This is a genomic window from Streptococcus cristatus (genome assembly GCF_003943515.1).
Lineage (GTDB): Bacteria > Bacillota > Bacilli > Lactobacillales > Streptococcaceae > Streptococcus > Streptococcus cristatus_D.
Window position 1 is genome coordinate 26,616 of record NZ_RJPT01000007.1, and the last position, 21,835, is coordinate 48,450.

A 21,835-nucleotide genomic window follows, 5' to 3' on the forward strand; every position below is an offset into this window, starting at 1 on the left:
AGCCTCTGGTTATGCAGGCGTTCTTGGCTGGGCTTTTTACATGGGGATGTACTATTATTTAAAGAGAGTGAAAAGGATGACATCCGCTTTCAAAAATGGTAAAATAAAGGGAATACATTAAGAGAGGAAACTCATATGAAAGGTATTATTCTTGCAGGTGGTTCTGGTACTCGTTTGTATCCATTGACTCGCGCTGCGTCAAAACAGCTCATGCCGGTTTATGACAAACCCATGATCTATTATCCATTGTCAACTCTTATGCTGGCTGGTATCAAGGACATCTTGATTATCTCCACTCCGACAGATCTTCCTCGTTTTGAGGATCTGCTGGGTGATGGCTCTGAGTTTGGCATCAAGCTCTCTTATGCTGAGCAGCCAAGTCCAGACGGATTGGCACAAGCCTTTATCATTGGGGCTGATTTTATTGGAGATGACAATGTAGCGCTGATTCTTGGGGATAATATTTACCATGGACCAGGTCTGAGTAAAATGCTCCAAAATGCTGCTGCCAAGGAAACAGGAGCAACTGTCTTTGGCTACCATGTCAAGGACCCAGAACGTTTTGGTGTTGTAGAATTTGATGAGAATATGAATGCTATCTCCATCGAAGAAAAACCAGAACAGCCGCGATCTAACTATGCAGTTACAGGACTGTATTTCTACGATAACGATGTTGTAGAAATTGCCAAGAACATCAAGCCAAGTCCTCGCGGAGAATTGGAAATCACTGATGTTAACAAGGCTTACTTGGATCGTGGTGACTTGTCTGTTGAGCTCATGGGACGTGGTTTTGCTTGGTTGGATACAGGAACCCACGAAAGTCTCCTAGAGGCAGCACAATATATCGAAACAGTTCAGCGTATGCAGAACGTTCAGGTGGCAAATCTAGAAGAAATTGCCTATCGTATGGGCTATATCACTAAAGATCAAGTGCACGAATTGGCGCAGCCGTTGAAGAAGAATGAATACGGACAATACTTGCTCCGTTTGATTGGAGAAGCATAAGAAGATGACAGAACAATTTTTTGATAAGGAATTGGCAGCGCGTGAGGTTCCCGGAATCCCTGGAATGTTAGAATTTGATATTCCCGTGCGTGGGGACAACCGAGGCTGGTTTAAGGAAAATTTCCAAAAGGAAAAAATGCTGCCGCTGGGCTTTCCTGAAAGCTTCTTTGCAGAAGGAAAACTGCAAAATAATGTCAGCTTTTCTCGTAAAAATGTCCTGCGTGGCCTTCATGCTGAGCCTTGGGACAAGTACATTTCTGTTGCAGATGACGGCAAGGTACTGGGGTCTTGGGTCGACTTACGTGAGGGTGAGACCTTTGGCAATACCTACCAGACAGTAATCGATGCCAGCAAGGGAATTTTTGTGCCACGTGGTGTAGCCAACGGCTTCCAAGTCCTTTCTGATACCGTGTCCTATAGCTATCTGGTAAATGACTACTGGGCTCTGGAACTCAAACCTAAGTATGCCTTTGTCAACTATGCAGACCCAGCTTTAGGCATCCAGTGGGAAAACCTAGAAGCAGCAGAAGTCTCAGAAGCAGACAAGAACCATCCACTACTTAAGGATGTCAAACCACTAAGAAAAGAAGATTTGTAAGAAGAGTGAATGTTTATTTTTATCATTTCCCTCTTTAACTTTTTGAGAATTCTATTTTCTGCTTTTTTAATTGCTGTTGCTCTTTTAATGTTGCAAAAATTATTCCTGATTCTAATTTCATTTTGGAGACAAGAAAATCAATGACTGAATACAAAAAAATTATCGTGACAGGTGGAGCTGGTTTTATCGGTTCTAACTTTGTCCACTATGTTTATAATAACTTTCCAGATGTTCATGTGACAGTGCTGGATAAGCTGACTTACGCGGGGAACCGTGCTAATATTGAGGAAATTCTAGGCGACCGCGTTGAGTTGGTTGTTGGAGATATTGCTGATGCAGCCTTGGTAGATAAGCTTGCTTCTGAAGCGGATGCTATCGTTCACTATGCGGCAGAAAGTCACAATGACAACTCGCTCAATGACCCGAGTCCATTCATCCACACTAACTTTATCGGAACTTACACACTATTAGAAGCGGCTCGTAAGTACGATATTCGTTTCCACCATGTGTCGACTGACGAAGTCTATGGCGACCTGCCTCTGCGTGAAGATTTGCCAGGTCATGGAGAAGGTCCAGGTGAGAAATTTACAGCTGAAACTAAGTACAATCCAAGTTCGCCTTACTCCTCAACCAAGGCAGCTTCAGACTTGATCGTCAAAGCTTGGGTGCGCTCTTTTGGTGTCAAAGCGACTATTTCGAACTGTTCAAACAACTATGGTCCTTACCAGCACATCGAGAAGTTCATTCCACGCCAAATCACCAATATCTTGAGCGGCATCAAGCCAAAACTTTACGGTGAAGGTAAAAACGTTCGTGACTGGATTCATACTAATGACCATTCATCAGGCGTTTGGACAATTCTGACCAAGGGCCAAATCGGTGAAACTTACTTGATTGGTGCTGATGGTGAGAAGAACAACAAGGAAGTGCTGGAGCTGATTCTCAAGGAAATGGGGCAACCTGCTGACGCTTATGACCATGTGACGGATCGTGCCGGCCACGATCTTCGCTATGCCATTGATGCCAGCAAGCTCCGCGATGAGCTTGGATGGAAGCCAGAATTCACCAACTTTGAAGCGGGTCTCAAAGAGACCATCAAGTGGTATACAGACAACCAAGACTGGTGGAAATCTGAAAAAGAAGCAGTCGAAGCTAACTATGCTAAGACGCAACAAGTGATTAAGTAAGAATAGACTATCTATGTTAAGCCTTTTTATACAGGCAATATACGACTAAGAGGCTGGGATTATTTATCCCAGCCTTTTCTCACAGGATTGTTAGCCTTTTAATCTCTTTGTTACAGAAAATGATGTAAAAATAGTGTAAAATGAGATAAATCCTTTTTGTGTTTTCAGCTAAGGATATTTCTCAAAGTAAAGGAAGACAAAAATGAAATTGATCAAAAGATTGGTAGGAATTGTCTTGGTGCTGTTGCTTGCAGCAGTGCTATTTCTGGTTCCTTCTTCTATCAATCCGAATGAACAACTAAAAAATGTTCAAGCTAATACTTCGTGGGAAAGTATGATTGAGCCGACTTTGAACAATGCTAATGTAACGGCTCAGGGAGTCAGCACAGAAGTCTCTCTAAACAGTGTCCAGCTTAATCAGCTTCTCAAGTCTTCGCTGACTGATAGCGAGAATCAGGAGCTGCTGAACAGTGCTTACAGCATTGAAGGCAATAAGCTGCGCATCCAGTATCCGGTTAAGCTATTTTTTATTGATAGTAAGCTAGATCTAGAGGTAGATGTGACGGTGAAGGGGAGTGCCTTGTACATCACAATTGATAGCGCCAAGCTAGGCATCCTTCCTATCCCTAAATCCTGGGTGACTGGCATGCTGAAGCAGCAACTGCAGACCTCTAATTCGACTATCACGACGGAGGGAGATAGTTTCCTTCTACCTCTGCCGCAGAGTCCATTCAGCATTGACAAAATCAGCCTGCAGAATGGAGTTGCTAAAATCCAGATCAGTATGGCTTATAGAATTCAATGATTTTAAAATCTAATTTAATCCAAATTTCTAGATTGAAGAAAAGATCTATTTTAGATGATGCTCTTCAATCTTTTTTATATTTAAGAAAATTGATCGAATAGAGCATGATGAAAACACCATATTTTGTAACTTTGTAGGTATCAATTAGGAATATTAAAAAATTCTGACAATTCTTCGGAATTATGCTAAAATGAAGAAAAGGAGGGAAAACGATGAAATTTTACTCAATAGATCCAAATGTTGATGTGGTTGAAACTCCGGTCGAAGAGCAAGGACGTCTCATCCGACATTTGCACCTTGCTAAAGGAAAACAAATCCCTGAACATAGCGCAGATGCTCTTGTTACAGTTGTCTGTCTAGAAGGGAAGGTGGATTTTACTGCCTTGGGAGAAACTGTACAATTGATACCGGGAAGTTTTCTGACAATGGAGCCGAATGAACTTCATAGTTTATATGGTGTGGAAGAGAGCCATGTTTTAGTGATTCAGCAGTTGCTTTATCCGTGATCTACTCGAACAGAAGCTCTTTCAACATTAACTCAAGGAATTTTTTTATTTCTTGAGTTTTTTTATTCTTTTGTCCAAGAGGGCTTTGTCGCTAATTTTATGCTATAATAAATACTATGCAAACTAAACCAACTTCTGCCTATGTGCATATTCCTTTTTGTACTCAGATTTGTTATTACTGCGATTTTTCCAAGGTTTTTATCAAAAATCAGCCGGTAGATAGTTATCTGGAGCATTTGATTGAGGAATATCATTCTTACGACATCAAAAAGCTTCGTACCCTCTATATCGGTGGTGGGACTCCGACGGCTCTATCGGCGCCTCAGTTGGCTTTTTTGCTGGAAAAGCTGACGGACAAGCTGGACTTGTCTTATCTTGAGGAGCTGACCATTGAAGCCAATCCTGGGGACTTGGATCAGGAGAAGATTGCTGTACTTAAAGACTCGCCTGTCAATCGGGTTTCGCTGGGAGTACAGACCTTCAATGACCGCATGCTCAAGCAGATTGGCCGCAGTCACTTAGAAAAGGACATCTATGAGAATATTGCCAATCTCAAAAAAGCGGGTTTTGACAATATCTCTATTGACCTGATTTATGCCCTGCCCAAGCAGACCATGGAGGATGTGAAAACCAATGTAGCCAAGGCCATTGCCTTAGACATTCCCCACATGAGTTTGTACAGTTTGATTTTGGAAAATCATACGGTCTTTATGAATCGAATGCGGCGTGGGAAGCTGCCTCTGCCCAAGGAAGATTTGGAAGCAGAGATGTTTGAATACATTATAGCTGAGCTAGAAAAGGCGGGCTTTGAGCATTATGAGATTTCAAACTTTTCCAAGCCAGGATTTGAGAGCCGCCACAATCTCATGTACTGGGATAATGCGGAATATTATGGTATTGGAGCGGGAGCGTCTGGCTATGTCGATGGTGTACGCTATAAAAATCACGGCCCCATTCGTCATTATCTGCAGGCGGTGGAAGCGGGCAATGCCCGTGTGCAGGAAGAAGTGCTGACGCTGCATGAAAAGATGGAAGAAGAGATGTTTCTAGGACTGCGGAAGAAATCAGGTGTTTCCAAAAAGCGCTTCGAGGAAAAATTCGGTCTTTCCTTTGAAGACCAGTACGGTTCTGTCGTGTCTGAACTGACTGAGCAGGACTTGCTAGTGCCGGACAGAGACATCGTGCGAATGACCAAACAAGGTCTCTTTTTAGGCGATACGGTTGCTGAGAAATTTATATTGGAGTAAATTATGGGCTTAACTTATCAAATGAAAATGAAAATTCCTTTTGATATGGCGGATATGAATGGCCATATCAAGCTACCGGATGTCATCTTGCTGTCCTTGCAAGTATCAGGCATGCAGTCGATTGAGCTCGGCGTCAGCGACAAGGACATGCTGGAGCAGTATAATCTAGTCTGGATTATCACGGACTATGATATCGATGTTACTCGTCTTCCTCGCTTTGCAGAGGAAATCACCATTGAGACAGAGTCCTTGACCTACAATCGGCTCTTTTGCTACCGTCGATTCACGATTTTTGATGAAGCGGGTGAGGCTATTATCCAGATGATGGCAACCTTTGTCCTTATGGATCGGGATAGCCGCAAGGTTCATGCAGTTGAACCTGAAATTGTTGCACCTTATCAGTCGGAATTTTCTAAGAAATTACTGCGTGGCCCTAAATATCCGAACTTAGAAGATCCTGTCAGCAAGGACTACCATGTGCGTTTTTACGACTTGGATATGAACGGACATGTCAATAATAGCAAGTATCTGGACTGGATTTTTGAGGTCATGGGAGCAGATTTCCTTACCCAGCATATTCCTCAGAAAATCAACCTGAAGTATGTCAAGGAAGTCCGACCGGGCGGCATGATTGCCTCTAGCTATGACCTAGAAGGCCTGCAGAGCACTCACCAGATTTCCAGTGACGGCGAAGTCAATGCGCAAGCTATAATCACTTGGCAAGAGATTGAAAAAGATTAGAAAGTAATGTATGACTTATAAAGGATATTTGATTGATTTAGATGGGACGATTTATAAGGGAAAGAGCCGAATTCCGGCTGGCGAAGCCTTTGTACACGAGTTGCAGAAGCGCAAGATTCCCTATCTTTTCGTGACCAATAACACCACGCGCACGCCAGAAATGGTTCAAACCATGCTAGCTGAGAATTTCAATATTGAGACGCCGCTTGAGACTATTTACACAGCAACTCTAGCTACTATTGACTATATGCAGGAGAGAAATCTTGGCAAGAAAGTCTATGTTATCGGAGATGTCGGGCTTAAACATGCTATTGAAGAAGCTGGATATATAGAGGACGCAGAAAATCCAGACTATGTAGTAGTGGGGCTGGACTGGGAAGTGGACTATGAGAAGCTGACAGTAGCGACTTTGGCTATTCAAAAGGGTGCCCACTTTATTGGGACCAATCCCGATCTCAATATTCCGACTGAGCGAGGACTGCAGCCGGGAGCGGGTGCTATCAATGCTCTCTTGGAAGCCGCTACTCGTGTTGAGCCGACCTTTATCGGCAAGCCCAATGCCATCATCATGGAAAAAGCCATAGAGCATCTAGGGATGGCGCGTGAGAATGTGGTTATGGTGGGTGATAACTACCTGACAGATATTCGAGCGGGAATCGATAATGGCATTCCTACTCTCTTGGTTACGACGGGCTTTACCCTGCCAGAAGAGGTGCCAAATCTGCCGATTCAACCAACACATGTCTTGTCTAGCCTAGCGGAGTGGGACTTCGATGCGTGATAAGTTGAGATTTTCAGCCAGTGTCCTGTGCTTGTTGGCAGCAGCTATCTTGCTGACCATTTATCTGGCTTGGTTATTTTACCCGCTGGAAATTTCCTATTTCGCTTTGCCCGATAAGGTTCATTTGAAAGCAGAGACCATCCAGTATAATTTCAACATTTTGATGAATTACCTGACCAATCCTTTTAGTCAGAAGTTGGCGATGCCTGATTTTCGCTCGTCGGCAGCCGGTCTGCATCATTTTCAGGCAGTCAAGTATCTTTTCCACTTGGCGCAGGCTGTCTTTCTCCTAACCTTGCCGGCTTTGATTTTCTTTATCAAAAAAGTGGTTAAAAAGGGATTTCTAGCTCTTTATCAGAGAAGTCTGTTTATCTTGAGCGTATTGCCCTTCGTCATGATTTGCTTGGCTGGCTTGATTGGTTTTAACAGCTTTTTTACGCTCTTTCATCAAGTGCTTTTTGTGGGAGACAATACATGGTTGTTTGATCCAGCCAAGGATCCGGTTATCTGGATTTTGCCAGAAGAATTTTTCATGCACACCTTTATTCTTTTTGCTCTTCTTTATGAGGGAATCTTTTTAAGTTTGTATTTTTTCAGTAGAAAGACTCGTAGCTAATAATAACAAAGGAGAATTTATGAATACGTTACCTGAGCCTTTAAATCCCAAGAAAGATTTGGGGAGATTTTCAGCGAGCTGCTTCACTTATTCTATCGTGATGCTAGTGGTTGTAATACTTTATACTGTCTTTTCCTATTTATTTGTTCTTTTTCAGCAGGGTTTTGATATAGGTAAGACTGAGGAATTTGTAAAAAGTTTTATGGATAAAGATGGCGGTTCCTACATTATCGCTTCTTGTGTGGGAGTGCTTATTTTCACGATTTTCAGGGGCAAGCAGCTTTTCACGCGAGATTTGCGCAAGAAAAATAAAAAAATGACAGCCAAAGTCTTCTTCTTCATGATTTGTTTCTTGTTTTTCTCTCAGCTATTTAGCACTTTGACTAGTCAGATCATGAATGCTATTTTGTCTCTCTTTGGTTTGGATCTTTCTGAAATTTTATCCCAAGATTTTAGCTCTCATTCAATCACCATGTTTATCTATACAACAATCATGGCACCGATTACAGAAGAGATTATTTTTCGGGGAGCAGGATTGCGGGCTTTGGAAAAGCACGGAAAAGTATTTGCCATTGTCATGACGGCTCTCCTTTTTGGACTGTTTCATGAAAATCTCTATCAGCTTTATTTTGCTGCTATGATTGGTCTGGGATTTGGTTACATCGCTTTTGAATATTCCATTTTCTGGGTGATCTTCTTCCATATTTTCAATAATTTGGTCATCGCAGAAGGACTTGATTTTCTGACCAACTATATCCCAGAAAGCATCGTGAATCTCATAAATTATGGATTGATGACTGCAGGAACAACGGTAGTATTGATTGTACTCATCTTAAATAGGTCGAAAATTAAAGCTTATATAGCTGAAAATAGATCTCAGCCGGGAACATATAAGCAAGCTCTTAAATCAGTCTGGTTCTGGGTATTTTCAATCTTATGTGTGCTTGCTGCCTTTTTACCGATCCTTCTTGTCTATATCACTACAAGATAATAAAGGAATTGAGAGTGGGACAGAAATCGGTAATTCGTTAGAATTCGATTTCGTCGTCCCACCTCCGCACAGTTGAGTAGGGCTGTAAAAGCTGATGAAATCAGCGTAGTAGAGTCCACTCAACCACTGCGTCTTGCTCGACAATCCAAAGACAATTGAGAGGCTAGGACTTTTGTCCCAGCCTCTTCTATATTCAAACAAATGATTTATTTTGATAGAAAATGATAGAAAATGCTTGACTTTGAAATTTAATCTTGTATAATAGAACTGTAATCGATTGCAGAGGAGGTATTCTATGCTGAAGTCGAAAAGAAAGCAGCTGATTCTCGAAAAAGTTACCAAAGATAAATTTGTATCTTTAGAGTATCTAGTACAAGCTTTAAACACTTCAGAATCAACTGTTAGAAGAGATTTGGATGAGCTTGAAAGCGAGCGGAAGTTGAGGCGTGTGCATGGTGGTGCCGAGAGTCTTCACTTTTTGCAGGAGGAAGAAAGCAATCAAGAAAAATCTATCAAAAACATTCAAGAAAAAACCAGGATCGCTCAAAAAGCAGCCAGCTTGATTCAAGAATACGATGTCATTTTTATTGATGCGGGGACGACCAATGAACTCTTAGTTAATGAATTGCATGATCCAAGCGTGACAGTGGTGACCAACTCTATCCACCATGCGACTAAGCTGGTGGAGCGCAACATTCCCACTGTGATTATTGGCGGTGTCGTGAAACGGTCGACAGATGCCAGTATCGGCGGTGTCGCTCTAAATCAAATCGGACAGCTGAATTTTGACAAGGCTTTTATCGGAATGAATGGAATTGACAGTGGATTTTTCACAACTCCAGACATGGAAGAAGGAGCAGTGAAACGCGCTATTCTTGAAAATGCTAAGAGAACTTATGTTTTGGCTGATGCCTCAAAGTTGGGCAATACATCTTTTGCAAAAGTGGCCCCAATATCGCGCGCAAGGCTTATTACAAACCAAACTGAATCTGAAGTGATTCAAAAGATTAAAGAAAAAACGGAGGTAATAGAAGCATGATTTATACAGTCACACTCAATCCATCCATTGACTATATCGTTCGCTTGGACCAAGTTCAAGTCGGTAGTGTCAATCGTATGGACAGTGATGATAAGTTTGCTGGTGGGAAAGGGATCAATGTCAGTCGTGTCTTGAAACGCTTGGATATTCCAAATACAGCGACTGGATTTATCGGTGGCTTTACTGGTAAATTTATCACAGATACCTTGGCAAAAGAAGAAATCGAAACTCGTTTTGTTCAAGTGGCAGAAGATACTCGTATCAATGTTAAAATCAAAGCAGACCAAGAAACGGAAATCAACGGAACGGGTCCAAATGTCGAAGCTACTCAATTGGAAGAGTTAAAATCGATTTTAGCAAATTTGACAGCAGAAGACACAGTTGTATTTGCTGGTTCAAGCGCCAAGAATCTAGGAAATGTCATCTACAAGGAGCTGATTGCCTTGACGCGCCAGACAGGGGCACAAGTGGTTTGTGACTTTGAAGGACAGACCTTGATTGATAGTTTGGACTACCAGCCACTTTTGGTCAAGCCAAATAATCACGAACTAGGAGCTATCTTTGGAGTGAAACTCGAAAGTTTAGATGAAATCGAGAAATACGCACGTGAGTTGCTGGCTAAGGGTGCTCAGCATGTCATCATCTCTATGGCAGGGGACGGTGCCCTTTTGGTAACATCTGAGGGAGCTTACTTCGCTAAACCAATCAAAGGAACAGTGAAAAATTCAGTAGGAGCTGGCGACTCTATGGTTGCCGGATTTACAGGTGAGTTTGTCAAATCCAAAGATGCAGTAGAAGCCTTCAAATGGGGAGTGGCTTGTGGAACAGCAACCACCTTCTCGGATGACTTGGCAACAGCGGAATTTATCAAAGAAACATATGAAAAAGTTGAGGTAGAAAAACGATGAAAATTCAAGACCTATTGAGAAAAGATGTCATGTTGCTGGATTTGCAGGCAACTGAAAAAACAGCTGTCATTGAAGAGATGATTAAAAGCTTGGTCGATCACGGTTATGTGACAGATTTTGAAACATTTAAAGAAGGCATTTTGGCGCGTGAAGCCTTGACTTCAACTGGTTTGGGTGAGGGGATTGCTATGCCCCATAGCAAAAACTCTGCTGTCAAAGAAGCGACAGTTCTCTTTGCTAAGTCAAACAAGGGTGTTGACTATGAAAGTTTGGATGGTCAGCCAACTGATCTCTTCTTCATGATTGCAGCTCCAGAAGGTGCCAATGATACTCATTTGGCAGCCTTGGCAGAATTGTCTCAATACTTGATGAAAGACGGTTTTGCTGACAAATTGCGCAAAGTATCTTCACCAGACGAAGTTATCGCTCTTTTTGACCAAGCGTCTGAAAAGGCAGCTGAACCAGCAACTATTGCTCCTGCAACTGAGGGAGGAGACTTCCTCGTAGCTGTTACAGCTTGTACAACAGGAATTGCTCACACTTACATGGCCCAAGAAGCTCTTCAAAAAGTGGCTGCTGAAATGGGCGTTGGTATCAAGGTTGAAACTAATGGTGCTAGCGGTGTTGGCAACAAACTGACAGCAGAAGACATCAAAAAAGCTAAAGCAGTCATCATCGCAGCAGACAAGGCTGTTGAAATGGATCGTTTTGATGGCAAACCTTTAATCAGTCGCCCAGTTGCAGACGGCATCCGCAAGACAGAAGAATTGATCAATCTGGCTCTTTCTGGCAATGCCGAAGTCTACAAGGCTGCTAATGGTGGCGCTGCAGTAGCTAGCAGCAATGAAAAACTTAGCTTGGGTGGAGCTTTTTACAAGCACTTGATGAGCGGTGTTTCTCAAATGTTACCATTCGTTATTGGCGGCGGAATCATGATTGCCATTGCCTTCTTGTTGGATCAGATCTTAGGTGTGCCAAAGGATCAGCTTTCTAATCTGGGAAGCTATCATGAAATTGCAGCTCAATTTAAGGCAATTGGTGGTGCAGCCTTTGGCTTCATGTTGCCAGTATTGGCTGGTTATATCGCTTATTCAATCGCTGAAAAGCCTGGTTTGGTTTCTGGTTTCGTAGCCGGTGCAATTGCTAGCAGTGGCGCATCATTTGGTGGTGTTGCCTATGCTGCAGGTGGTGAGAAGACACTCTCTCTAGCGGGTGTATCATCTGGTTTCCTTGGAGCTCTGGTCGGTGGATTCTTAGCTGGTGGTGTGATTTTAGCCCTTCGCAAATTACTTGCAGGTCTGCCTCGCTCACTTGAAGGTATTCGCTCAATCTTGCTCTTGCCACTTCTTGGTGTTCTTGTGACTGGATTCCTTATGCTGGCAGTCAATATCCCTATGTCAGCAATCAATACAGCCCTCAACGATTTCTTGGCAAGTCTGAGCGGAAGCTCTGCGGTTCTTCTCGGTCTCTTAGTCGGTGGTATGATGGCGGTCGATATGGGTGGACCTGTGAACAAAGCAGCCTATGTATTTGGTACAAGTACGCTGGCAAGCACTGTCTCAACTGGTGGTTCTCCAGTCATGGCAGCGGTTATGGCAGCCGGAATGGTTCCACCGCTTGCAGTATTCGTGGCAACTCTGCTTTTCAAAGATAAATTTACTACCGAAGAACGTGATTCAGGTTTGACAAATATCGTTATGGGTCTTTCTTTCATCACAGAAGGTGCGATTCCATTTGGAGCTGCTGACCCAGCCCGTGCAATCCCAAGCTTTATCGTAGGTTCAGCTCTTACAGGTGCACTTGTCGGTCTATCTGGCATCAAACTTATGGCTCCTCACGGAGGAATCTTCGTCATCGGTTTGACTAACAACCCAATCCTTTACCTTGTGTATGTCTTGATTGGTGCAGTTGTCAGCGGTATTCTTTTCGGATATTTGCGTAAACCACTGGAAAAATAAAACATATGCGAAAGAATCTTGATGGTTTGTCAAGGTTCTTTTTGCATCTTCTAGAATCTTGATAGGCAGAGGTCTCATTGTTAGGTGAAATAAAAGGAAATGAAATCTTGATAAAAACTTTACTTACAGAAATAAAATAAGAAGCGTTCTTTGGATTAATATCTATACCATGTTTTGAAAATAATTTCGAGAATTGAATTTGTTACCAAAGAGAATCTAAAATCTGATTTTAGTAAATATAGCAAGTTGTTCCGAATATTAGATCATATTTGACAAATTCCCTTGATATTGATATAATATAATCAAAATTTATTAAAGGAGAATATTTATGAAAAATAGGAAGCGTTCTTTATTTTGGAAATGCAAATCCGTTTTATTTTCAGTTGCCCTAGCATCTGTATTCACAACGGTTACACAAGCTGATGCTGATGAGGTAAATAAGCCAAGTCAAGCTGCTAATGAGCTAGCTCAAGTAAGCTCAAATGAACTTGCTGCTAAAACAACTCAGGCTAATCAACAACTTTCTGAGACAGCCAAAGAGATTCAAGAAAAGGTTAGTACTCCAGTGGTGCCAATCGATAAGGCTAAAACTGGTGATGTAGTGAAAGTATCTACTACTTCTACTGATGTCAAAGTGGATACGAAAGAAAATGAAGCTGGTACAGAAGCTGTTGCTAAAGCAGAGGTTTCTGTGAGTGTTGAGACAACTAGTGTAGCTGCTAAAGGAACTGCTGTTGGAGAAAAAGCGCCAGTTGCTACATCAAAGACAGTTATCGATCATGTTGATACGGATGAGTATGTAGCTGATGTTACTCAGACCATCAAGAAGACAACATTTGAAAAAGTGATGAAAGAAGCAGATGTGACAATTACGAAGCAATCGTCTGGTTCTGCTGACATCGTTTTTACTATTGATAAGTCAGGTTCAATGGGTTCATCTATTCAGAATGTTATGCAAAATATTGAGGCTTTTGTCCGTGATTTGGCTAGTAAAAAGGTTGATGCTCGTCTTGGCTTAATCGCGTATGAGTCTGCTAAGGATGTTCAATATTTCGATTTTAATGGGTCTAAATTCACTAAGAATGTAGAAGAGTATATTAAGGCTCTTAGATCTATTCAAACAGGCGGTGGAACAGAAGAGCCTACAGCCCCTCTTCATCATATTGCAACTTCAAAAGATTACGATTGGTCTACAGCTTCTAATAATCGTCGTTTTGCTTTCTTGATTACTGATGAAAGTATTGATTTCAGTACTCCAGGTATTCCAACAGTAGAAGAAACTCTGAAAGCTCTTAAAGCGGCTGATATTTCCCTATCGGTTGTGGGTGTAACATACGAAAAAACGACTTTTAAACCTCTAGTTGAAGGAACAAAAGGTCTTTACCTTGATATCCGTCAAGAATTTTCTAGTCTTTTAAATCGTGATTTTACAAATCATGTTGTTAAGACTGTCCAAGAAGGACGTGTTTACCGCATTGTGACAGAGAAATATGACTTCTTGGCAGAAGCACATGTCGTACTTAAGCAAAAAGCTCCAGCTCCTACAGTAGCGAAACCTATTGGAAATACGAAGCCAGTTTATCATACTACATCAATTTCTAATAAGGTGGCTGAATTACCAAAGACTGGGGATCAAGTTTCTTCAGGCTTGGCTGTAGTTGGAGTAGCGTTAGTGGCAGTAGCTTCAGGATTGACTGTTAGTGCTAAGAAAAAAGACTAATAGAGTCATGGATAAAGTAAGTTTTACTTGCTTTTCGAAAGTGATATAAGTCATGTAAGAAGAAGCCTTGGTTTTGTACAATACAGAACTAAGGCTTTTTGCTTCTTTGTTAACTTGTAGCTGGGTGATGTTAGTTAACATTGATTTCTTTATTGATCAATACATAGGAAAGGATGGGCGATAAAAACGTTTATTGCTTAGTTTTTGACTATCTTGTTAGATGAGTTTCCAGCATCGTTTTATTGTCTTGTAATCGCGAGATTTTTGATCAAATTGTTTCATGATTTGGATGTGAAGGCAGTCCATAGTCTGATTTAGGTGTTGTACATGTGAAAGCGATCGAGGACAATTTAAGCAGAAAGAAGGAGATCCTTAGCTATGTTGTAGTATATCCATGGCAATAACTATAAGTCCGTTTCGAACCAGTCTGGAATAGCGCCAAAAGCAATTACAAGTAGTTACTTGAGCACATCCATCTAAGGTAGTTATAATCTTTCTTGAATTGAAATCTTGCGCAATAAAACTTATTTAAAAATGCTAAATTAAAGATTTGCTTATACTTGTGCAATGTTAGGAGAAGTTTTTTATCTATTTGTTGGGTAGGCTCCTTTTTTACATAGAAACTTTTCTTAAATTATGTTATAATGGACTATCGTATATTTTTAGGAGAATAGTAATGGAATTACAACGTGAACAAGAATTTGTCAGCCAGTATCATTTTGATGCACGCAATTTTGAATGGGAAAAAGAGAATGGAACACCGGAAACAAAAGTTGACGTGAATTTTCAGCTGATTGAAAGAAATGAAGAAAAGAATTCAACATCCATGATTGTGATTTTGACTTTCATGATTGTGTTTGATCGTTTTGTGATCAGTGGAACGATTACGCAGACAAATCATATTCAAGGACGTTTGGTAGAGGAACCTAGTGAGTTTGAGCATGAAGAAGTGGAAGAATTAGCGCGTCCTTGCTTGACCATGCTCAATCGTTTGACTTATGAAGTGACTGAAATTGCGCTAGATTTACCAGGTATTAATTTGGAGTTCTAATGATGAAATTAGCGGTTATAACGGATTCGTCCGCTTTTTTACCAGATAGCCTTCGTGGAAATGACCATCTTTTTGTGCTCGATATTCCAGTAGTGATTGCTGGAGAGACTTATGTGGAAGGAAAAAATCTGACAGCCAGTGAGTTTTATGAAAAAATGGCTGCTGCAGATGAATTGCCAAAGACAAGCCAGCCTAGTGTGGCAGAGTTGGAGGAGACGTTGACGCGCCTTGCCAGCGAGGATTACACGCATGTACTAGGGCTCTTTTTATCCAGTGGGATTTCAGGATTTTATCAAAATATCCAGTATCTCAAGGACGAGTTTCCTGATTTGAAAATCGCCTTTCCTGATTCAAAAATCACCAGTGTTCCGCTGGGGATCATGGTTGAAAATGCTTTGACTTGGGTCTCGGAAGGGCAGGATTTTGAGATGATTTTGACCAAGATTCAGCAGCAAATCGATGGAACCAGTGCTTTTATCATGGTTGACGATCTCAATCATCTGGTTAAAGGTGGTCGTTTGTCCAATGGCGCAGCTATTTTAGGAAATCTCCTAAGTATCAAGCCGATTCTGTATTTTAACGATGCAGGTGTCATTGAAGTCTTTGAAAAGATTCGGACAGAAAAGAAAGCGATTAAGAGATTGATTGAAGTAGTGGAGGAAAAAACTGCCTCTGCTTCTTATCAGGTCATGGTGATTCATGGGAATGCTGAAGAGAAGGCGGAAAGCTTACGCCAGCAGCTGATAGAGGCTAGTATAGCGAACGATATTCCTCTTGCTACCTTTGGTAGTGTGATTGGAACTCACTTGGGCGAGGGTAGTGTCGCTTTAGCCTACATTCCGCTGGTCTAGAGTTTTGCAGGGCGGTTAGTCAAGAATAGAGAGAGGTTCTAGATGAGTATAAAAGTCATTATTGCTGGTTTCAAGGGAAAGATGGGACAAGCAGCCTATAAAATGGTAACAGAAGATCCTGAGTTGGTATTGGCCGGTCTACTAGATCCTTTTACAGATGAAAAGGAAGTAGCGGGAGTTCCAGTTTTCAATACTAAAGAAGAACTAGCTAGTCTTCAGGCGGATGTCTGGATTGACTTTACGACCCCCAAAGTGGCTTATGAAAATACTCGCTTTGCTCTTGAGAATGGCTTTGCTCCGGTGGTCGGAACGACTGGTTTCACGTCTGAGCAGATTGAAGACTTGACCCAACTATCGCGTCAAAAGAGTCTTGGTGGATTGATTGCCCCGAATTTTGCTCTGGGAGCCGTTTTGCTGATGCAGTTTGCAGCCCAAGCAGCCAAGTATTTTCCAGATGTGGAAATTATTGAACTGCATCATGATAACAAAAGAGATGCACCGAGCGGTACGGCTATCAAGACAGCTGAATTAATCAGTCAAGTTCGGACGAGCAAGCAGCAGGGAGCGGCTGATGAGGAAGAATCGTTGGCTGGTGCCCGTGGGGCAGCCTTTGACGGCATGCGGATTCACTCAGTGCGTTTGCCTGGCTTGGTGGCCCATCAGGAAGTTATCTTTGGTAGTCAAGGAGAGGGGCTGACTTTGCGGCATGACTCCTATGACCGGGTTTCCTTTATGACTGGGGTAAATCTGGGTATCAAAGAGGTAGTGAAGCGCTCTGAATTGGTCTATGGATTGGAACATTTACTATGAGATTAGAGAAGATGCCTTCTGAGTTTCAGGAGGCTTTGCCAGTATTAGAGAAGATTAAAGAGGCCGGTTTTGAGGCTTATTTTGTCGGCGGTTCTGTACGAGATGCTCTGTTGAATCGGCCCATTCACGATGTGGATATTGCCAGCTCGGCCTATCCTGAGGAAATCAAAACAATCTTTCCTCGGACAGTTGATGTCGGCATTGAGCATGGAACAGTGCTGGTCTTGGAAGGCCAGGGAGAATACGAGATAACGACCTTTCGGACCGAGGATGTCTATGTGGACTACCGCAGGCCTAGTCAGGTCTCTTTTGTGCGCTCTTTGGAAGAAGACTTGAAGCGCAGGGATTTTACAATCAATTCTCTTGCTTTAGACCAAGAGGGAGAGATTGTGGACCTCTTTAACGGTTTGGCAGATATGAAAAATCGTACTCTGCGGGCAGTCGGAGTAGCTGCAGAGCGTTTCAATGAAGATGCCCTTCGCATCATGCGGGGCTTCCGTTTTCAGGCTGGTTTAGACTTTGATTTGGAAGACTTGACCTTTCAGGCTATGGCAGATTGCGCGCCGCTTTTGGAGAAGATATCGGTAGAGCGGATTTTTATCGAGTTTGACAAGCTCTTGATGGCACCTTTCTGGCGAAAAGGTCTGGAGAGCCTGCTCAAAGCTGCTGCCTACGACTTTCTTCCTGATATGAAACATTCAGCAGAAGCTTTGCAGGAACTACTAGACGGTTTAGAAGAAGATTTTCAATTTTCTAGTTCTGAGCAGGCTTGGGCCGCACTTCTGCTGGCTTTGAAAGTAAAAGATATTCGGAAGTTTTTGAAACATTGGAAAACATCCAATGACTTTCAAAAGCGAGTGAATCAGCTGGTAGCTGTTTATGAGATTCGACAGGAACGGAGCCTTTCTAAGCGTGATTGCTATCAGTATGATTTGGATTTGATTCTGCAAGCTGAAAGTTTGAGACAGGCAGCAGGCTTGCCAGTTGAGTTTGAGGCTATTGAAGCGACACATGCTGCTCTGACCATTCATGATAAACATGAGATTGTGGTGACGGGTAGCCATTTGATCCGAGATTATGGCTTTAAACCCGGACCAGAATTGGGACAAATCCTGACTAAAATTGAATTGGCCATTGTTGACGGAGAATTGGCAAATAGCAAGGAAGAGATTATGAACTTTATTAAGGAGCAAGTTGGATGAGTGACTTTATCGTTGAAAAGCTGACCAAGTCTGTCGGGGATAAGACAGTCTTTCAAGAGATTTCTTTTATCATTCACGACTTAGATCGAATCGGACTGATTGGAGTCAATGGGACAGGAAAAACCACTCTTTTGGATGTCTTGTCTGGCAAATCAGGCTTTGATGGCGATGTATATCCTTTTTCAGCAAAATCTGACTATAAAATCTCTTATTTGACTCAGGAACCAGACTTCGATGAAGAGAAGACAGTCTTGGATACTGTTTTGTCCAGCGATTTGCGAGAAATGCAGCTCATTCGAGAATACGAACTGCTCATGGCAGCTTATGATGAAGCCAAGCAAGCTCGTCTAGACAAGGTCATGGCAGAAATGGATTCGCTGCATGCTTGGGAGATTGAAAGTCAGGTAAAAACCGTCCTATCCAAGCTCGGTATCTCAGATTTGGCAGCAAAAATCAGCCAGCTTTCTGGTGGTCTACGCCGGCGGGTGCAGTTGGCGCAGGTCCTACTTTCAGAAGCGGACTTGCTGTTGTTGGATGAGCCGACCAACCATCTGGATATTGATACGATTGAATGGCTGACAAATTTCCTGAAGAACTCAAAGAAGACGGTCCTCTTTATCACCCACGACCGCTATTTTTTGGACAATATTTCCACGCGGATTTTTGAATTGGACGGTGGAAACTTGATAGAGTATCAGGGCAACTATCAGGACTATGTCCGGCTCAAGGCTGAGCAGGATGAGCGCGATGCTGCCCTGCTCCACAAGAAACAGCAGCTTTACAAGCAGGAGTTATCTTGGATGCGCCGTCAGCCTCAGGCGCGAGCGACCAAGCAGCAGGCACGTATCAATCGTTTCCATGATCTTAAAAGTGATTTGGCTGGTCAGACCAATCAGACGGACTTAGAGATGAACTTTGAAACCAGTCGTATTGGGAAGAAGGTTATCGAGTTTCAGGATGTGGATTTTGCATACGGAGACAAGCAGATTTTGTCGCATTTCAATCTCCTGCTGCAAAATAAAGATCGACTGGGCATTGTCGGAGATAATGGAGTGGGTAAGTCTACTCTGCTTAACCTAATTGCTGGTCAGTTGCAGCCTCAGTCTGGTCAGGTCATAATTGGCGAGACAGTCCGAGTAGCTTATTTCTCTCAACAGATTGAAGGCTTGGATGAGTCCAAGCGGGTCATCAATTACTTGCAAGAAGTGGCGGAAGAGGTTAAGAGTGGTAGCGGGACGACATCCATTGCTGAGCTATTGGAGCAGTTTCTCTTTCCTCGCTCAAGCCACGGTACTTTGATTGAGAAGTTGTCTGGCGGTGAAAAGAAGCGGCTTTACCTGCTCAAGCTTTTACTAGAAAAGCCCAATGTCCTGCTTCTGGACGAGCCAACCAATGATTTGGATATCGCAACCTTGACGGTCTTAGAAAATTTCCTACAGAGCTTTGCAGGGCCAGTAATTACAGTTAGTCACGATCGCTATTTCCTCGATAAAGTAGCCAGCAAGATTTTAGCTTTTGAAGATGGACAGGTCAGAGAGTTCTTTGGCAACTACACGGACTATCTGGATGAGAAGGCTTTTAGACAATCCAGCGCAGCTATTTCCCAAAAGCAAGAAAAGGAAAAGTCCGTCAAGGCGCGGGAGCAGAAGAAGCGGATGAGCTACTTTGAAAAGCAAGAGTGGGAGACCATCGAGGCGGATATCGAGGAGCTGGAGACACGTATCGCCGCCATTGAGACGGAAATGGAGCAGAACGGCTCGGACTTTACCAAGCTATCGGAACTTCAGAAGGAGCTGGATGACAAGAATGAGCAGCTTCTTGAAAAGTATGAGCGCTATGAGTATCTGAGTGAGTTGGAGTAGGACAGTACGTAGTACATTAGTTGTGGATACAAGTTTGTGAGGGAGAATGATGGAAATACAGATTTATAGCAAGCCCAGTCAGGAAATCAAGGATCAGCTCTTTGAGCTGGTTCAAAACTGCCACGTTACAGATGGGACTTATCGTCTTCCTTATCTGGATAACGCCTATAATTTTGATGGAGCTATGCCAGCCTTTTTTCTGGCCAATCTAGATCATCAAACGGTTGGTTTTTTATCGGTATATGCGGATGAGCCGGGGCAAGCAGAGCTATCTGTCTATGTATTGCTTGACTATCGCAGACAGGGCATAGCGAGCGCTCTTTTGCAGGAATTTTCCAAAATTGCAGAGAAATACGATTTATCCCAAATCGAATACATCAGTGAAGTCAAGTTTTTAGCAGACCATCCGACCTTTGCTGAGAAGCTTGATTATGATTTGAAAGAAATGGAAATCTGGCTGGAGCAGGCGACGGGGACTTTCCCTCAAGAAGAAAAAGAAGGCGTGGAAGTTTTACTGGGTAGAAAAGAAATGGTTGCGGAGATTGCAGCTTTTCAGTCGCAGATTTTTGAAATGCCGATAGATACTGCGCTTCACTATGCCAGTCAAGCGCTGGAGAGCCCAGATAGCCTGCTCTATGTCCTGAAAAAAGATGGTCAAATTGTGGCGTCCTGCTCAGTTGATACAAGTTTTGGCAGCAATTTTCTGTTTGCCCTAGCTGTAGATCAGGTCTTTCAGGGACAAGGATTAGGGAGTCACCTAGTCAGGTCTATCCTGAATGACCTTGCTAGCCGAAATGGACAAGTCTGCCAAATTGTAGTAGAAGCTCAAAATACAGGTGCCCTGAGGCTATATGAAAGATTGGGCTTTAAACGAAAATCGGAAACAGTTTATTTAAAGAGAAAATAAAAAGATTAACCTTCAGAGTAAAGGGCTATGGAGGTCAGGAGATCTGTTTATGATAAAGAGAAAAGAGCCATTCTTAGTACAGGCTGGCTTGGTGCTAGGCTTACTAGCCTTGGGAAATTTAGTCGGTGATGTCAGTCAGTTCTTGCGCTATCTTTTAGCAAGTCTGGCACTCTTGTTTTTCCTCCATCTAGTGATGGGAATGCTGACGCATACCAAGCAAGTCAAAGAGCAACTAGGTCAAGCGCTAGTGGCCTCGGTCTTCCCGACTTTTTTCATGCAGGGAATGGTGGCTTCGACCTATCTAGCGAGCTGGACTTTTTTGGGAAATTTTGCCCGAATTAGTGCGCAAGTGCTGTGGTGGCTAAGCTTTGGCGGGTTGGTTTTCTTGATGGTCTATTATATCCTGACCTTTGTCTTCCCTTTCAAGTGGGAGAATGTTTTTCCTGCTTGGACGGTCTTATTTGTCGGGATTGGTGTCGCTCCTCTGACAATTGCAATTCCTCAGCAGTTAGCTTTGGGGCAGCTGGTCTTTTGGTACGGCCTTTTAGCGACCATCTTGGTCTTGCCAATCGTCCTTTATAAGACCTATAAAATTGGCTTAGCAGAGAATGTTCGTCCAAATACGACAACGATTTGTGCGCCTATTTCCTTGGTGACAGCGGCTTATGTAGGTACTTTTTCTCAGCCAAATCCTGTCTTATTGAGCTTGCTCTTGATTTCAGGACAATGCTTATATGCCTTTATTTTGTGGCAACTTCCTCGTTTGATCAATCGTCCTTTTTCAGCAGGCTTTTCTGCCTTTACCTTCCCTTTGGTCATTTCGGCTGTGGCTTTGAAGCAATCTTTAAACGTGTTGAATCTTGGTCTAGCTGGGCAAATTCTGCTTACTTTTGAGGTCTTAATAGCCCTGCTCGTCGTTCTTTATGTTACCTTCTTGTATACAAAGGATATTTTGGGCAAATGAGGCAGATTTCAGAGATGTATTTCCAAGAGGAAAGTCACTGCCTGCCTTTGAGGAAGGCTGAGTTTATGGTATAATTAGGAGTATTT

At 42.6% G+C, this 21,835-nt stretch carries 21 protein-coding genes and 1 pseudogene; 21 read left to right on the plus strand and 1 reads right to left on the minus strand.

Annotated features, from left to right (window positions below):
• The first annotated feature begins 135 nt into the window (after positions 1–135).
• The 14 genes from rfbA to D8791_RS07210 all read left to right on the plus strand — a co-directional run bounded on the left by rfbA (position 136) and on the right by D8791_RS07210 (position 14,102).
• Positions 136–1,005, plus strand: a complete 870-nt coding sequence (gene rfbA / locus D8791_RS07140) for a glucose-1-phosphate thymidylyltransferase RfbA (RefSeq protein WP_125446985.1) — start codon at positions 136–138, stop codon at positions 1,003–1,005.
• Positions 1,006–1,009: 4 nt separating this feature from the next.
• On the plus strand, positions 1,010–1,603 hold the full coding sequence (locus tag D8791_RS07145; RefSeq protein WP_015605114.1) for a dTDP-4-dehydrorhamnose 3,5-epimerase family protein: 594 nt from the start codon (positions 1,010–1,012) through the stop codon (positions 1,601–1,603).
• Positions 1,604–1,743: 140 nt separating this feature from the next.
• A complete protein-coding gene (rfbB, locus tag D8791_RS07150; protein WP_061909284.1) occupies positions 1,744–2,790 on the plus strand; it encodes a dTDP-glucose 4,6-dehydratase in 1,047 nt (348 codons plus the stop codon).
• A 202-nt stretch (positions 2,791–2,992) separates the two neighbouring features.
• Positions 2,993–3,595 (plus strand): hypothetical protein, encoded by a 603-nt coding sequence (locus D8791_RS07155; RefSeq protein WP_125446987.1) that lies wholly within the window; start codon positions 2,993–2,995, stop codon positions 3,593–3,595.
• Between the two features lie 212 nt (positions 3,596–3,807).
• Positions 3,808–4,101, plus strand: coding sequence for a cupin domain-containing protein (locus D8791_RS07160; protein WP_125383712.1), 294 nt, complete (start codon positions 3,808–3,810; stop codon positions 4,099–4,101).
• Positions 4,102–4,217: 116 nt separating this feature from the next.
• Positions 4,218–5,348: a radical SAM family heme chaperone HemW gene (hemW, locus tag D8791_RS07165; RefSeq protein WP_125446989.1), complete on the plus strand. Its 1,131-nt coding sequence runs from the start codon at positions 4,218–4,220 to the stop codon at positions 5,346–5,348.
• Between the two features lie 3 nt (positions 5,349–5,351).
• On the plus strand, positions 5,352–6,089 hold the full coding sequence (locus D8791_RS07170; RefSeq protein WP_125446991.1) for an acyl-[acyl-carrier-protein] thioesterase: 738 nt from the start codon (positions 5,352–5,354) through the stop codon (positions 6,087–6,089).
• 10 nt (positions 6,090–6,099) lie between these two features.
• A complete protein-coding gene (locus D8791_RS07175; protein WP_125446993.1) occupies positions 6,100–6,870 on the plus strand; it encodes a TIGR01457 family HAD-type hydrolase in 771 nt (256 codons plus the stop codon).
• Complete coding sequence (locus D8791_RS07180; protein ID WP_125446995.1) at positions 6,863–7,486, plus strand: TIGR01906 family membrane protein; 624 nt, start codon at positions 6,863–6,865, stop codon at positions 7,484–7,486. Before D8791_RS07175 ends, D8791_RS07180 begins: the two co-directional genes overlap by 8 nt.
• Before the next feature lie 19 nt (positions 7,487–7,505).
• Positions 7,506–8,477 carry a CPBP family intramembrane glutamic endopeptidase gene (locus tag D8791_RS07185; protein WP_125446997.1) on the plus strand — a complete coding sequence of 324 codons (972 nt, stop codon included), beginning with the start codon at positions 7,506–7,508 and terminating at the stop codon, positions 8,475–8,477.
• 295 nt (positions 8,478–8,772) lie between these two features.
• Positions 8,773–9,516, plus strand: coding sequence for a DeoR/GlpR family DNA-binding transcription regulator (locus tag D8791_RS07195; RefSeq protein ID WP_125446999.1), 744 nt, complete (start codon positions 8,773–8,775; stop codon positions 9,514–9,516).
• The gene (gene pfkB, locus D8791_RS07200; RefSeq protein ID WP_125447001.1) at positions 9,513–10,424 is read left to right on the plus strand and encodes a 1-phosphofructokinase; all 912 of its coding nucleotides are present in this window, start codon (positions 9,513–9,515) and stop codon (positions 10,422–10,424) included. The genes D8791_RS07195 and pfkB overlap by 4 nt, the downstream gene beginning before the upstream one ends.
• Positions 10,421–12,382 carry a PTS fructose transporter subunit IIABC gene (locus tag D8791_RS07205; RefSeq protein ID WP_125447003.1) on the plus strand — a complete coding sequence of 654 codons (1,962 nt, stop codon included), beginning with the start codon at positions 10,421–10,423 and terminating at the stop codon, positions 12,380–12,382. Before pfkB ends, D8791_RS07205 begins: the two co-directional genes overlap by 4 nt.
• A gap of 328 nt (positions 12,383–12,710) precedes the next feature.
• Positions 12,711–14,102 carry a vWA domain-containing protein gene (locus tag D8791_RS07210; protein ID WP_125447005.1) on the plus strand — a complete coding sequence of 464 codons (1,392 nt, stop codon included), beginning with the start codon at positions 12,711–12,713 and terminating at the stop codon, positions 14,100–14,102.
• 219 nt (positions 14,103–14,321) lie between these two features.
• On the opposite strand, the pseudogene D8791_RS10650 reads toward D8791_RS07210, so the two are convergent.
• Positions 14,322–14,630 (minus strand): annotated as a pseudogene (locus D8791_RS10650) (transposase); the annotation flags it as partial.
• 148 nt (positions 14,631–14,778) lie between these two features.
• Between D8791_RS10650 and D8791_RS07215 the strand changes: the two are divergent.
• Genes D8791_RS07215 through D8791_RS07245 form a run of 7 tightly spaced genes read left to right on the plus strand, consistent with a single transcriptional unit; the run spans position 14,779 to position 21,749 of the window.
• Positions 14,779–15,153 carry a DUF1149 family protein gene (locus D8791_RS07215; RefSeq protein WP_015605101.1) on the plus strand — a complete coding sequence of 125 codons (375 nt, stop codon included), beginning with the start codon at positions 14,779–14,781 and terminating at the stop codon, positions 15,151–15,153.
• A 2-nt stretch (positions 15,154–15,155) separates the two neighbouring features.
• The gene (gene fakB, locus D8791_RS07220) at positions 15,156–16,004 is read left to right on the plus strand and encodes a fatty acid kinase binding subunit FakB (protein ID WP_125447098.1); all 849 of its coding nucleotides are present in this window, start codon (positions 15,156–15,158) and stop codon (positions 16,002–16,004) included.
• Between the two features lie 42 nt (positions 16,005–16,046).
• Entirely contained in the window at positions 16,047–16,814 is a 768-nt protein-coding gene (dapB, locus tag D8791_RS07225) for a 4-hydroxy-tetrahydrodipicolinate reductase (protein ID WP_125447007.1), read from the plus strand.
• The gene (locus tag D8791_RS07230) at positions 16,811–18,016 is read left to right on the plus strand and encodes a CCA tRNA nucleotidyltransferase (RefSeq protein ID WP_125447009.1); all 1,206 of its coding nucleotides are present in this window, start codon (positions 16,811–16,813) and stop codon (positions 18,014–18,016) included. Before dapB ends, D8791_RS07230 begins: the two co-directional genes overlap by 4 nt.
• Positions 18,013–19,878, plus strand: a complete 1,866-nt coding sequence (locus D8791_RS07235; protein WP_125447011.1) for an ABC-F family ATP-binding cassette domain-containing protein — start codon at positions 18,013–18,015, stop codon at positions 19,876–19,878. The genes D8791_RS07230 and D8791_RS07235 overlap by 4 nt, the downstream gene beginning before the upstream one ends.
• Before the next feature lie 49 nt (positions 19,879–19,927).
• A complete protein-coding gene (locus tag D8791_RS07240; protein ID WP_125447013.1) occupies positions 19,928–20,785 on the plus strand; it encodes a GNAT family N-acetyltransferase in 858 nt (285 codons plus the stop codon).
• Positions 20,786–20,834: 49 nt separating this feature from the next.
• Positions 20,835–21,749 carry a TDT family transporter gene (locus D8791_RS07245; protein WP_125447015.1) on the plus strand — a complete coding sequence of 305 codons (915 nt, stop codon included), beginning with the start codon at positions 20,835–20,837 and terminating at the stop codon, positions 21,747–21,749.
• The last annotated feature ends 86 nt before the right edge of the window (positions 21,750–21,835 follow it).

What these genes read in the sequence shown, in the direction of transcription:
- rfbA (WP_125446985.1), top strand. Translation starts at nt 136, where the DNA reads ATGAAAGGTATTATTCTTGCAGGTGGTTCTGGTACTCGTTTGTATCCA.
- D8791_RS07145 (WP_015605114.1), top strand. Translation starts at nt 1,010, where the DNA reads ATGACAGAACAATTTTTTGATAAGGAATTGGCAGCGCGTGAGGTTCCC.
- rfbB (WP_061909284.1), top strand. Translation starts at nt 1,744, where the DNA reads ATGACTGAATACAAAAAAATTATCGTGACAGGTGGAGCTGGTTTTATC.
- D8791_RS07155 (WP_125446987.1), top strand. Translation starts at nt 2,993, where the DNA reads ATGAAATTGATCAAAAGATTGGTAGGAATTGTCTTGGTGCTGTTGCTT.
- D8791_RS07160 (WP_125383712.1), top strand. Translation starts at nt 3,808, where the DNA reads ATGAAATTTTACTCAATAGATCCAAATGTTGATGTGGTTGAAACTCCG.
- hemW (WP_125446989.1), top strand. Translation starts at nt 4,218, where the DNA reads ATGCAAACTAAACCAACTTCTGCCTATGTGCATATTCCTTTTTGTACT.
- D8791_RS07170 (WP_125446991.1), top strand. Translation starts at nt 5,352, where the DNA reads ATGGGCTTAACTTATCAAATGAAAATGAAAATTCCTTTTGATATGGCG.
- D8791_RS07175 (WP_125446993.1), top strand. Translation starts at nt 6,100, where the DNA reads ATGACTTATAAAGGATATTTGATTGATTTAGATGGGACGATTTATAAG.
- D8791_RS07180 (WP_125446995.1), top strand. Translation starts at nt 6,863, where the DNA reads ATGCGTGATAAGTTGAGATTTTCAGCCAGTGTCCTGTGCTTGTTGGCA.
- D8791_RS07185 (WP_125446997.1), top strand. Translation starts at nt 7,506, where the DNA reads ATGAATACGTTACCTGAGCCTTTAAATCCCAAGAAAGATTTGGGGAGA.
- D8791_RS07195 (WP_125446999.1), top strand. Translation starts at nt 8,773, where the DNA reads ATGCTGAAGTCGAAAAGAAAGCAGCTGATTCTCGAAAAAGTTACCAAA.
- pfkB (WP_125447001.1), top strand. Translation starts at nt 9,513, where the DNA reads ATGATTTATACAGTCACACTCAATCCATCCATTGACTATATCGTTCGC.
- D8791_RS07205 (WP_125447003.1), top strand. Translation starts at nt 10,421, where the DNA reads ATGAAAATTCAAGACCTATTGAGAAAAGATGTCATGTTGCTGGATTTG.
- D8791_RS07210 (WP_125447005.1), top strand. Translation starts at nt 12,711, where the DNA reads ATGAAAAATAGGAAGCGTTCTTTATTTTGGAAATGCAAATCCGTTTTA.
- D8791_RS07215 (WP_015605101.1), top strand. Translation starts at nt 14,779, where the DNA reads ATGGAATTACAACGTGAACAAGAATTTGTCAGCCAGTATCATTTTGAT.
- fakB (WP_125447098.1), top strand. Translation starts at nt 15,156, where the DNA reads ATGAAATTAGCGGTTATAACGGATTCGTCCGCTTTTTTACCAGATAGC.
- dapB (WP_125447007.1), top strand. Translation starts at nt 16,047, where the DNA reads ATGAGTATAAAAGTCATTATTGCTGGTTTCAAGGGAAAGATGGGACAA.
- D8791_RS07230 (WP_125447009.1), top strand. Translation starts at nt 16,811, where the DNA reads ATGAGATTAGAGAAGATGCCTTCTGAGTTTCAGGAGGCTTTGCCAGTA.
- D8791_RS07235 (WP_125447011.1), top strand. Translation starts at nt 18,013, where the DNA reads ATGAGTGACTTTATCGTTGAAAAGCTGACCAAGTCTGTCGGGGATAAG.
- D8791_RS07240 (WP_125447013.1), top strand. Translation starts at nt 19,928, where the DNA reads ATGGAAATACAGATTTATAGCAAGCCCAGTCAGGAAATCAAGGATCAG.
- D8791_RS07245 (WP_125447015.1), top strand. Translation starts at nt 20,835, where the DNA reads ATGATAAAGAGAAAAGAGCCATTCTTAGTACAGGCTGGCTTGGTGCTA.